The sequence below is a fragment of the Fusobacterium ulcerans ATCC 49185 genome, from assembly GCF_900683735.1.
In the GTDB taxonomy this organism is placed as follows: Bacteria; Fusobacteriota; Fusobacteriia; order Fusobacteriales; family Fusobacteriaceae; genus Fusobacterium_A; species Fusobacterium_A ulcerans_A.
The window spans coordinates 2,465,208-2,478,471 of the sequence record NZ_LR215979.1 but is presented as its reverse complement, the minus strand read 5'-3'; the positions used below and the strand labels follow the sequence as shown (position 1 = coordinate 2,478,471).

9 protein-coding genes are annotated in these 13,264 nt (G+C 30.0%); all 9 read left to right on the top strand.

What is annotated here, in order from left to right; genetic code table 11:
• Positions 1 to 56 precede the first annotated feature (56 nt).
• Entirely contained in the window at positions 57 to 1,370 is a 1,314-nt protein-coding gene (locus E0E45_RS11070; RefSeq protein WP_130891221.1) for a sodium-dependent transporter, read from the top strand.
• A 235-nt stretch (positions 1,371 to 1,605) separates the two neighbouring features.
• Positions 1,606 to 3,045: a Na+/H+ antiporter NhaC family protein gene (locus tag E0E45_RS11065; protein WP_130892343.1), complete on the top strand. Its 1,440-nt coding sequence runs from the start codon at positions 1,606 to 1,608 to the stop codon at positions 3,043 to 3,045.
• Positions 3,046 to 3,433: 388 nt separating this feature from the next.
• Positions 3,434 to 5,344: an acyl-CoA dehydrogenase family protein gene (locus E0E45_RS11060; protein WP_130891220.1), complete on the top strand. Its 1,911-nt coding sequence runs from the start codon at positions 3,434 to 3,436 to the stop codon at positions 5,342 to 5,344.
• A gap of 50 nt (positions 5,345 to 5,394) precedes the next feature.
• Positions 5,395 to 6,606 carry an FprA family A-type flavoprotein gene (locus tag E0E45_RS11055; protein WP_130891219.1) on the top strand — a complete coding sequence of 404 codons (1,212 nt, stop codon included), beginning with the start codon at positions 5,395 to 5,397 and terminating at the stop codon, positions 6,604 to 6,606.
• A 468-nt stretch (positions 6,607 to 7,074) separates the two neighbouring features.
• Entirely contained in the window at positions 7,075 to 10,227 is a 3,153-nt protein-coding gene (locus tag E0E45_RS11050; RefSeq protein WP_130891218.1) for an autotransporter outer membrane beta-barrel domain-containing protein, read from the top strand.
• A gap of 395 nt (positions 10,228 to 10,622) precedes the next feature.
• Positions 10,623 to 10,919 carry an HU family DNA-binding protein gene (locus tag E0E45_RS11045; RefSeq protein WP_130891217.1) on the top strand — a complete coding sequence of 99 codons (297 nt, stop codon included), beginning with the start codon at positions 10,623 to 10,625 and terminating at the stop codon, positions 10,917 to 10,919.
• Complete coding sequence (locus E0E45_RS11040) at positions 10,912 to 11,181, top strand: HU family DNA-binding protein (protein WP_130891216.1); 270 nt, start codon at positions 10,912 to 10,914, stop codon at positions 11,179 to 11,181. The genes E0E45_RS11045 and E0E45_RS11040 overlap by 8 nt, the downstream gene beginning before the upstream one ends.
• A 132-nt stretch (positions 11,182 to 11,313) precedes the next feature.
• On the top strand, positions 11,314 to 12,432 hold the full coding sequence (locus E0E45_RS11035) for a patatin-like phospholipase family protein (protein WP_130891215.1): 1,119 nt from the start codon (positions 11,314 to 11,316) through the stop codon (positions 12,430 to 12,432).
• Positions 12,432 to 13,175, top strand: a complete 744-nt coding sequence (locus E0E45_RS11030) for an SDR family NAD(P)-dependent oxidoreductase (protein ID WP_130891214.1) — start codon at positions 12,432 to 12,434, stop codon at positions 13,173 to 13,175. The genes E0E45_RS11035 and E0E45_RS11030 overlap by 1 nt, the downstream gene beginning before the upstream one ends.
• Positions 13,176 to 13,264: the final 89 nt, after the last annotated feature.

Below are 13,264 nucleotides of genomic sequence, written 5' to 3'. Positions count from 1 at the left end.
GGCAGATGGATTTTTCGACCTGCCTCTTTTCTATTTAGTTTAAATGGGGGAACACTATGAGTGAGAAAAGAGAGAGTTTTACAGGTAAAATAGGATTTATGCTTTCATGTGTTGGAGCAGCTATTGGACTTGGAAATATATGGTTATTTTCTTGGAAACTAGGAAAATATGGAGGAGCAGCTTTCCTTATACCATATTTTATATTTATTGCACTGTTTGCAGTAGTTGGGCTTGTAGGAGAGATTTCATTTGGAAGAATGATGAAAAAAGGAATATTTGGGTTACCTGAGATAATAAAAAATACAAAGATACCTTTTAAGAAATATCTGCCAATAATTCCTATAATATCAGTAACAGGAGTATTTATATTCTATGTTATAGTTTTTGGATGGGTAATAAGATATTTCTTTTCATATCTTACTGGAGCTATAAATCATGTTGAATATGGAGAATATTTTGAACAGCTTGCAGGACAGGCAGCATCTATACCATGGCATATAATAGGGATAGTTTTCAGTGTGGCAGTTATATCATTAGGAGTTGTAAAAGGAATAGAAAAGATAAATAAAATAATAATGCCTTTGATGTTTATAATATTTTTAGGGCTTATGGTAAGATCACTTACTCTGCCAAATGCAATAACTGGAGTTCATTTTCTTCTTCAACCTGATTGGAGTATGCTTAAAGATCCAATGACATGGATAATGGCACTGGGGCAGGCATTTTTCACAGTGGGGCTTAGCGGATCAGCACTTCTGGTGTATGGAAGTTATCTTGGTGATGATGTAAACATATTTGAAAGTGTAGTACAGACTTGTTTTCTTGATACAATGGCAGCTCTTATGGCTGGATTCATAATAATACCAGCAGCTTTTGCTTTTGGATTAGATGCTGGAGCAGGACCTTCACTTTTATTTATAACTATACCAGCAATATTTTCACATATTCCTGGAGGAACATTCCTTGGAGGAATATTTTTCCTAAGTGTTATATTTGCAGCTCTTTCATCTGCTATCAATCAGTTGGAAGTACCTGTAGAATCAGTTATGGATAGATTTGGATTTTCAAGAAAAAAATCTGCTGTGATAGTAGGAATAATAGCTCTTATTATAGGATTAGTTTTAGATTTAAATATGAATTACTTTGGTAAATTTGCTGATTTTGTATCAGTTATTCTTATTCCATTAGGAGCAGTTATATCTTTAGGAATATATTTTTATTATATAGATAAAAATAAAGTAATTGCTGAAATTAATAAAGGAAGTAATTTTAAAACTGGAAGCATAATATTATGGTTTGGAAGATATATATTTATTCCAGGAACAATAATAATAATAGTTTTGGGACTTATATATGGTGGTATAGGATAGGACTTGACAAAACGGATTAAATTATTTATAATCATATACAAGTAATATAGTAGAATAGTAGAAGCAGCGAAAAAGTAAGATTATGTAGAATAGTAGGATTGTAGGATAGGAAAATAATTAATTTAATGATATATCAAAGTATCTCCTTTTCAGGAAATGTCTTTTTGTGTTATTTTGCCTTTTTACAATTTTATGTAAGAAGGCTTTTTTTATGCAAAAAAGAGGAGAGATAAAAATGAGAGAAAAATTTAAGAACAGTTTAATTTTGGATATTCTTCCAATAATTTTTATTATTGTATTTGGAGAAATATCAATACTTCAATGGAGAACAGGGGTAGTTCCTCCCATACTTGCAGGAGTAGTAGTATCTGGAGCAATAGCATTTATGAGAGGAGAAACTCTTAGAAATATTGAAGATGCAATGGGAAGCGGAGTAAAAAGAGTATTTCCAGCACTCCTTACAGTTATTCTGGTAGGACTTATTGTCAGTAGCTGGATAATTGGAGGAATAATTCCATCTATGGTTTATTGGGGATTTAAAGTGATAGATTTTAGATTTTTTGTTCCTATTGTTATGGCAATGACTGGTGTTGTGGCAATTATAACAGGAACGTCTTTTACTTCTGTTGGAACTATTGGTGTATCATTTATCATAATAGCCAAACAGGTAGGAATCCCTCTTGAAATAACAGCAGGGGCAATAGTATCAGGAGCTTTTCTTGGAGATAAAATGTCTCCTTTATCTGATACAACAAATATATCTGCTGCTCTTGGAAAAACTGATCTTTTTGAACATATACAGTATATGCTTATGGATACAATACCAGCTTTTATTATAGCTATAATAGGATTTACAATAGTTGGAAATAACATAACAGTAGAAAACATAAATTTGGATAATATAAATGGATTTTTAACAGAGATGGAAACAGTTTTTAATGTAACTCCAATACTTCTCCTAGTTCCTCTTGTAGTTATAATTCTGGGAATAAAAAAAATACCATCAAATATAGTTCTTTTTTCATCAGTAATAATGGGAGTGTTGAGTAGCTTTATATTTCAAAATTTTAAAACTGTAGATATAATGAGAAGCACAATATTGGGAGTAAATCAGAAATTCAATGATCCTTCAGTAACAAAATTATTTGCTAGGGGTGGGATGAATGAAGTAAGTGGAACTGTAATAATTATAATATTTATAGGGTGTCTTATTGGAATCATAAATGAATGTCATTCTTTTGATAACCTTTTGAATAAAATACAATCAGGAATAAAAAGTTCCAGACAACTTACAGTAGCTGTATTTTTAGTTTCTCTTGGAGTAGGTTTTGTAACAGGAGCACAACTACTGGCAATTATTCTCCCAATATCTATATTTCTTCCACTTTTTGAAAAATTTAATTTAAAAAATAAAAATATAACAAGAATAGTTGAAGCAACTGGAACTGTAGGAATAACTCTCGTTCCATGGAGTGTGCCAGGAATATTTATAGCAGGAACTTTAGGTGTGGATATGATAAAAGTAGTACCTTACCTATTTTTTCCAATAGCTTTATTAGTTGTAAATCTATTTTTTAATGTAACAGAGATAGGAACAAGTAAATTAGAAAATGAAAATGGAGAAAAAAGAAAGATTAAAAAGGGGAGTATTGTATTTAATCTTTTTAGTAAATAGAGAAGAGTAAATGTATTTAAACAGCTTTGAGTTTTTCAAGGCTGTTTTTTTTATTTAAAAAAATTATAAATAAAAAAATGAAATGAAGGGAACTGACCGAATAATGTTGTAAAGTTATATATAAAGCAAAAATATTATATACATTTCTATTCAAAAATCTTTTTAAAAAAGTCAATTTGAGGTTTTTGATAATAAAATAATAAAATTTCATTATAAAATGTTCTATTTAAAATAAAAATTCTCCAATAAAAAACAAAAATTATAGTTGACATTAAAAGTCCACAATGATATTATGTATATATAGCAAAAAAACATTAAATTTAATTTTGTATCCATTATAAAAAGTTTTAAGAGTCACTTGGAATATTAAAACAGAAGGAGGCAGTATATGTTTTTTAAAACAACAGAAGATCATGAAAATTTGCGTATGAAAATAAGAGAATTCGCTGAAACAGAGGTAAAACCCATAGCTTTTATGTTAGATAAGGAGAATGAATTTCCAACAGAAGCTGTAAAAAAATTAGGAGAAATGGGAGTATTGGGAACACCATTTCCAAAAGAATATGGTGGAGCAGGTTTAGATATGCTTAGCTATGCAATTGCTGTTGAGGAATTATCAAGAGTAGATGGAGGAACAGGAGTAATTTTATCAGCTCATGTTTCTTTAGGTTCGTATCCTATTTTTGCTTATGGAACTGAAGAACAAAAACAAAAATATTTAGTACCATTGGCAAAAGGAGAAAAATTAGGAGCTTTTGGACTTACAGAACCAAATGCTGGAAGTGATGCTGGTGGAACTGAAACAACAGCAGTATTAGAGGGAGATTACTACATTCTTAATGGTGGGAAAATATTCATAACAAATGCTGATAAAGCTGAAACATATATAGTTTTTGCAGTTACAACTCCTGATATAGGAACAAGAGGAATAAGTGCTTTCATAGTTGAAAAAGGATGGGAAGGATTTACATTTGGAGATCACTATGACAAAATGGGTATCCGTTCATCTTCAACTGCTGAATTGATATTTAATAATGTAAAAGTACCAAAAGAAAACCTTTTAGGGAAAGAGGGAGAAGGATTTAAAATTGCCATGTCTACTCTAGATGGAGGAAGAATAGGAATAGCTTCTCAGGCTTTGGGAATTGCTCAGGGCGCTTTTGAAAATGCTCTTGCTTATGCAAAAGAAAGAGAACAGTTTGGAAAACCTATCGCTTTCCAACAGGTGATTTCTTTTAAATTAGCTGATATGGCAACAAAATTAAGAGCAGCAAGATTCTTAGTATATAGTGCTGCTGAATTAAAAGAAAATCATGAAGATTATGCTATGGAATCTGCTATGGCAAAACAGTATGCTTCAGATGTATGTTTAGAAATAGTAAATGAAGCTCTTCAAATATTTGGAGGAACTGGATATCTTAAAGGTATGGAAGTAGAACGTGCTTATCGTGATGCCAAAATCTGTACTATATATGAAGGAACAAATGAAATTCAGAGAGTAGTTATTGCTTCTCATCTAATAGGGAAAATGCCTAAAAGTGATGGTGGATCTAAAAAGCCATCTTCAAAAGGTCATCCAACAGGTATTCGTAAAAATATGATATTAAAAGAAGGAAGTGCAAAAGAAAGAGTAGAAGCTTTGGTAGAAGCATTAAAGGCTGATGGATATGATTTTACAGTAGGAATAGATTTAGATACTCCTATTTCAAAAGCTGATCGTGTAGTAAGTGCAGGAAAAGGAATAGGACCAAAAGAAAATATGGAGCTTATTAAAAATTTAGCTATACAAGCTGGAGCTGCTATAGGATCATCTAGACCAGTGGCTGAAACTCTAAGATATCTTCCATTGAATCGTTATGTAGGAATGTCAGGACAAAAATTTAATGGGAACTTGTATATAGCTTGTGGAATTTCAGGAGCAGGACAGCATCTGAAAGGAATAAAAGATGCTACAACAATAGTTGCAATTAATAATAATCCAAATGCACCAATATTTAAAAATGCTGACTATGGAATAATAGGAAACGTAGAAGAGATACTTCCTTTACTTACTGCTGCATTAGATAATGGAGAACCTAAAAAAGAAGCTCCTCCAATGAAAAAAATGAAGAGAGCAGTTCCTAAAAAAGAAATTCCTACTTGGAAACGTCACGTTTGTAATGGATGTGGATATGAGTATGATCCAGCTGTAGGAGATGAAGAGAATGATATTAAACCAGGAACACTTTTTGAAGCTCTTCCTGAAGAGTGGATCTGTCCAATATGTGGAGAAAGTAAGGATATGTTTATTGAAGTTTAAGATATGAGTAAAAAATTTAAGCTGTTTTAAGCATAAAGGAGGAGTAATTCATGCATAATGTTAGAAAAGTAACTGAAGATTTATATTGGGTAGGAGGAGATGATCATCATCTTCATTTATTTGAAAATATACATCCCATTCCTAGAGGAGTTTCATATAATTCATACCTTTTATTAGATAAAAAAACTGTTTTATTTGATACTGTAGACTGGTCAATAGGGCGTCAATTTATAGAAAATATACAAGCAGTTTTAGATGGAAGACCTTTAGACTATATGGTTATCAATCATATGGAACCTGACCATGCTGCTATGATTGAAGAAGTAATGCTTCGTTATCCTAAGGTTAAAGTTATCAGTAATGAAAAAGCTTTTTATCTTATGAATCAATTTGGATTCCATATAGATAGCTCAAAAACTCAGGAAGTAAAAGAGGGAGATAAGATATCTTTTGGAAAACATGAAATTCTGTTTGTTGCAGCACCAATGGTTCACTGGCCAGAAGCTATGGTAAGCTTTGATCTTACTAATGGAGTTTTATTCAGTGCAGATGCTTTTGGATCTTTTGGATCTCTAGATGGAAAATTATTTAATGATGAAGTGAAATTTGATAGAGAATGGCTTGATGATGCAAGACGTTATTATACAAATATAGTTGGAAAATATGGTCCTCATGTACAATCACTTTTGAAGAAGGCTGGAGGAATAGACATAAAAATTATATGTCCTTTACATGGTCCAGTTTGGCGTAATGACTTAGGTTATTTCTTAGATAAATATGATAAGTGGAGCAGATATGAGCCTGAAGAAAAAGGGGTAATGATTGTATATGCTTCAATGTATGGAAATACAGAAAATGCTGTATCTGTATTGGCATCTAAATTAGTGGAAAAAGGAATGACTAATGTGGTAATGTATGATGTTTCTAAAACTCATGTATCTCAATTAATATCTGAAACATTTAAATACAGCCATGTGGTATTAGCTTCTGTGACATATAATTTAGGAATTTATCCATTGATGCATAATTATCTAATGGATATGAAAGCATTAAATTTACAGAAAAGAACATTTGGTATATTAGAAAATGGTTCTTGGGCTTGTGAATCAGGTAAGTTAATGCAGGAATTCCTAGAAGATATGAGAGAAATGACAGTATTAAATGAAAGAGTTACTTTAACTTCTTCTATGAATGAAAATACAATTGAAGAAATGGATATTTTTGTTAATAGTATACTTGAATCAATGAAAGAAAAAAAATAATTTAATAATAAAAATATTTTAATAAAAAAAATAATCATCCATGAGGAAATTTACCTTGTGGGTGATTTTTTATATTACAAAGAATTTTTTTCAGATAGCTTCTAAAAGAAAAAATATAAAAAATTCCTTTAAAGTGGAAAATTTTGAGATTTCAGCAAAAGAAAAAGAAATAAAAAAAGTTCTCTTTTATACATAAAAGAGAACACTAACTACTTACTTGTTTCTAAAAAACCTTTAAACCATATTTTGAATACTTAGCATATATGATAGATAATACCCTAAATTTGATTAAAAGTCAATAGTTAATCTGCAAATAATGTTCTTAAAAATTGAAAAATATTCATCAATACTCGTTTATGTATAAATGCGAACATTTATTGAAGAGAATTAGATTTTTTTTATACCAATTTGAGAATATTATAATGAGTTTTTACTTTTAAATTGAATTAAATTTCATGGAGGGGAAAGATGATAGAAAAAATTATGAAAGCAGTAAAAAGTGGGAGTAAAAAAAGGGGAAGAAATATTACAATAGGAGCAGTAGTAGGAATGCTATTATCATGTACAACAGCGATGGGGGGAGATAATTATTTGTGGATAAAGAATGATAGTGGAACAATAAAATTCAGTACAGATAACAACTCACCAACAAGTCTGGATAATCCATACAGTGAAAACAATTGGGATGGAAGCATTTATATAAATAATATAACATTATCAGGAACAGATAACAGTTCTGGGACAAAAGGTTATGGATTAAAATTAGAAGGAAATTTAGTGGGATTTGAACTTATAAATAATGGTTCAATAACAGGAACAGGGACAGGAAGTAATGGAGGAGGTTATGGAATTTCTAATGCAGGAACTATAACAACACTAGCAAACGATGGTTCAATAACGGGAACATCTACAGGAGATAATGGATATGGTTCAGGAATTTATAATGAATCAGGAAGTACTATAGGAAGTTTAATAAACAATGGTTCAGTAACAGGAATAAATACAAGAAAGCCTGAAAGCAGTTATGGAATTTATAATGAATCAGGAACTATAGAAAGTCTAATAAATAATGGTTCAATAATAGGAAGAGCTTCATATAATGGTATAGGAGTTTATAATGTAGTAGGAAGTGCTATAGGAAGTCTGATAAATAATGGTTCAATAACAGGAACAGCTCCAGAAATTAATGTACAAAGTTGTGGAATTTATAATCTTGAGGATATAGAAGCTCTAACGAACAATGGTTTAATAACAGGAATAACTCCTGAAGGGGGTTCAGTGAGTTGGGGAATTCATAATGATTATGGGGCAATATCTGCATTAACAAATACAGGAGTTATTTATGGAAAAACTAATGCTGTACTGAATAGGAATAGAGGAACAATAACTAATTTTAATAACTATGGACTCCTTATAAGTGAAGAAAATGTTACAGTAAAAGATGCAACACTAGCTAATGAGGGATTGATATTTAAAAAAGTTAGTAGAGGAAAATATACTGCTGAAGCTAGTGATTATGGTAAATTTGGAACAACTGCTACAGCAGATGAATATACAATAATAAATGCTAAAGCTGAAGGAGCAAAAGAAAATATAACTGGAACTAAAAGTTTAAGTTTAGATAATGGAATTTTAACAGATGGAAAGTCTGAGGAAATAAATATTTCTTCAGATAGAAAATATGTTTTAAATGGAATAACAAATACTCTTAAAGTCACTGGACAACATAATAACTTAAATAACAGTATAATAAATGCCTATGAAACAGCAGTGATTATGAATGAAAGTGAATCAATCCTTACTTTGAATAATACAGTAGTAAATGGAGGAATTTCAGAAGGTAATACTGTAAAAATAACAGGAAATGGAAATAATTTTACTGTTAAGGGAGATTCTGTAATAAATACTAAGGATGGAACTACTGCTATAGAAGTGACTGGAAATAACAATGCTGTTGTTTTGTCTGGCAATGTAATAGTTAATGGAAAAATAGAATCTACTGGAAATGATAGTATACTTGTTCTTAATGGAACATCAGAAAATGGAATGAATATGCTTTATGATATATCTGGATTTAAAAATATGAATATAGATAATAATGTAACATTCTTTGAAAATATAAAAGTAACAGGAACAGATACAGTGACAGTGGAAGAAACAGGGATATTAACCCTTAGACTGCAAAAAGATGATAATAAACAAACAACAATACCAGAAGCTATTCATGCTTTCTCAAAGAATGGAGGAGTGCTGATAAAAGGAGATTCACCAAGTGAAGCAGGAACTTTAAACTTTGTAACAAATGGAATAGGAAAAGAAATAATAGTTAGAAATATAACACTGGAAAATATGGAAATTAAGACAAGTTCAATTATAGACAGCGCAAAAATCTATGATGAGTATATCCATCTTGGAGCAGGTTCAGATCTAAATGGGATAGTAAATCCAAAAGAAGTAAAAAGATATAATCAATTAAATAAAATATACAGAAGTATTTATAGTAGTGCAGATGCAGATAATAATCTTGATACATTGAGAGATATATTAAATCTTCCAACTTACCTTGGAAAAAATTATGATTACAACAATAGAACATCTGAAGAACAACTTGCAAATCTTTTAGGGTATTTAGGTAGTGTATATACAGAAACTCCATATTCATTCTCAAGTGAATTATCAAGAAAGTCAACAGGAATGTTCAGAGATATAGTGACAGAGAATCACTTCAGACCAGACCTGAATAAATGGATGATAATGGGTGGACTTACTCATGCAGATGGTGGAACTAAAGATACATACTATGGACAGAATTATCATGGATTTGATGGAGGAACAGCAGATACAGATGTGGATATGAAGCTTACTGGAGCATATGCGTTGGGTAAATATGGATACTCTGAAAATGTATCACTAGGAGTAACAGTTGGAGGAAACAAAAGTGAAGCTGAACTGTCAATGTCAAAAGTAGAAGGAAGCAGTGGATATATTGGCGCTTTTGTTGAAAATTACAGAGGAAATCTAACATTGAAAGCAGGAGGAGGAATACAATATTCTGAATATGACGCTGACAGAAGAACTCTTGGTGGGCACAGCTACAATGAAAAATATTCAGATATGGCATATGACATCTACCTAAATGGAAGATATTTGCATAATATTGGAGATAATCTATTCTTAGAGCCTTATGGAACTTTATCATATACATATATAGATCAAGATAGTGCAGATGAAGGAAGCAAAGTCTTAGCTATAGAAACAGATTCAAAATCATTTGACTATACAGTAGGAAAAATAGGAGTGGACTTGAAGAAAGTTATACCTCATGAAAAAGGAAAGAGTACACTTTCAGCAGGGGTAAGCTATACAAAAATATTAGATGGTGCAGATGAGGAGTTTATCACAGGAAGATTTAAAGGTGGAAACGACTTTGATATATTGGTTGCTCACAAAAATGAACAGAACATAGGATTAAATGCAAAATATGCTCTTGAACTTGAAAATGGAGTACTATTTGATGTAAAAGGAACTTATGCAGTAGAAAGAGACTCACATAATCAATCAGGAAAAAACAAGACTAAAGGTGAATGGATAGTAGGAGCAGGATTAGGGTATAAGTTTTAGCAATAAAGTATTTTTAGATAAATAAAAATAATAAGTATTAATTAATAAAAGATAACAAAGGGGCTGTTGCAAATTTAAAACAGCCCCTTTGTTATTAGTTGAAAATAACTGTAAAAAAGCTAAAAGTTCTCTTTTATATAATAAGGCGAATACTTAGAAGGCTAAACTCCTTATTTTTACTGAAGGCATTTTTTAGGTCCCTAAAAACCAAAATGTTTTTTATCTTGATTTTATCAATTTTAAAGAGTATAATAGAAAAGAAAATTATTCGAAAAAGTTCGCCTTATTATATAAAAGAGAACACATTTTCAAATACTAAAAAAAATATGGTTTTGAGAATCGTTTGTAGGCAAAGATATTGATCTATGAAAATTATATAAAACATTGGAGGAAAAATGACAGAAGGGGAATTCATAAAATTTTATAAAAAAAGAAATAAAAATAAAAATCATGAAGAAGTAAAAAAAGAAATAGATAGATTTTGGGATACACTTTTAAAGGCATTAAATGAAAATGGACCAGTAACATTTAAAAATTGGGGGACTTTTGAAAAAAAAGTGGTTAAATCAAGAAAAGTAATAACACCAAAAATAGAAAAAGCAATATATACAGAACCTAAAGAAGTAATAAGATTCAAAGCAGGAAAAGGAATGAAAGACTTAATGATTAAAGGTAGTGATAGTCATGAATAAAAAAGAATTAGCGAAAATATATAAAGAAGTAAGCAATGGGGAAATATCTGCAAGAAAAGCAGCAAAAAAAATTAATATTTTTCTTGAAACATTACAGGAAGCTTTACAAATAGATGGTACAGTAGTATTCATTAATAGAGGAATATTTGAAATAAAGGAAAGAAATTCAAGAACAATATCTAACCCTATAACAAGAGAACGTATGAATATATATCCTAAAAAAACAGTAAAATTTAGAGTTTCTAAAAATATGAACAATTAATTGAGTGTCTGAGATGCATTAAGCATCTCTTTTTTATATTAAAATTTAAATGGTAGAGTAAGTATTAATGTGGTAGAATTTAGTTAAGAATTAGCTTTGTATAGATATAAATTTTTTGAAGGGAATAAAGATATGGAAAAATTACAGAAATATAAGAGGGCTGTTATTTTTTCTGGAGGTGGATCCAGAATTGCTGTTTATGGAGGTATATTTTCTGCACTGAAAAATATGGGATGTACACCTGATCTCATCATAGGAAGCTGTGGTGGAGCAATAGCTGCTGCTATCATAAATTCATTTGAAACTGACATTGAGATAAAAGAATATATGAAGTCATTAGAACTATATAACTTTATAAAATCTTTAAAATTAACTAGAGAAAAAATGCTTTATAGAATAGGGATTGACTGTAAGTTGAGAGAATTAAGAAAAAAATTATATATTGAAAATATTTTTGATAAATATTTAGTAGATATACCAGAAAATTTAGAAACTTATCTTCCAACATTAAATAAAGAAAAAAATAATTCTATTGGAATTGTTATAATTGGTTCTAAAATACTGTTTAATAAATTTGAAACAGGTAAACTATGTGGAGATAGAAAACTGTATCAAGAGGTTATTTTTACAGATAAAAAAATAGAGAAGTTATTAGAAAAAGAGGAATTGAATATAAAATCAAAAGTTTTATTGAAAAGTGCAATTGCAGAAAAAGAAGAGATAATAACAGATTTTTCCTTATTAAAAGCAGCAAGAATATCAATTTCAGACATGTTTTATACTAAACCAGTATTATGCAATGACAACTATTTTGCTGGAGGAGCAATAAATCTTGTTCCAATAGAACTGGCTAAATTATTAGCAGATGAAGTGATACTGGAATTAAAACAAGAATATGATAAAATAGAGGATTCTTCTGTAAAATCAGTTTTTGGTTATAGTGGAAATGAAAGATTGCAAGAAGTACACGATTCCTATGGAGACTATTGGATAGATACATCTGATATACCTTTTAAATTAAGGGGACATTATGTGACAGCTAGATTGAATTTACTCAAATTACAAGTTGAATTATCAATTCCAGATGAATATGAAAAATTTAGAGAGGATGTAGAGATTCAATGGGATTATGGGTATGAACGTGGCAAGGAAGCAATAATAAATGGAAAAGGTAATAAAAAAAATATGAGAAATAAAAATATGCATAATACCTCTGAAAATTTTAGAAAAATTAATACTGGAGGAATATAATGAAAATATTTATTGCAGGAGGAACATCTGGAATAGGATTGGCAATTGCTGAAAAATATTTAGAGCAAGGGCATGAAGTAGGAATTTGTGGGAGAAGTCAGGAAAAAATAGATAAAGTAGAAAAACATGAGAACCTTAAAATATATAGACTTGATACATATGATAAACTGTCATTTGAAACAGCAGTAAAAGATTTTTCAAAAGGGGAACTGGATATAATGATAGCTTCAGCTGGAAATTATTCAAATAGCCGTACTAGAATATTAACTCAGGAAGAAGTTGTAAATATGCTGAAAGTAAATATATCAGGAACTATAAATGCTTTTGAAATAGCAAGAGAAATTATGTTGAAAAATAAAAAAGGGCATATTGCTGCAATATCTTCAGTAGCAGCATTATTAGAATATCCAGGAGCATCAGTATACAGCAAAACAAAAAGAGTAGTTATTAATTTATGCGGAGCGTACAGAGAGGCTTTAGCAGATTTTGGAATAGGGGTGACAGCTATTATCCCAGGATATATTGATACTTTAAAATTGAGAGAGTTGAATAATAATGATGTATCTAAAAAACCTTTTATAATGACAGAGAAATATACAGCTGACATTATAGTTAAAAGTATTGAAGAAAATAGAGATAAAATAGTATTTCCTATAAAAATGAAAATAGCAGTATCTATTCTTTCGATGTTTCCTAAGAAAATATTAAGTATGATACTTCTGAGGAAAAAGAATGAGAAATAAAAATGTAAATTTAACATTACAGAGCTTTTTATGGATGTCTTTAAGCTATATAATTTTTTTATTTCTCTATGAAATAGCTGGAAAACATA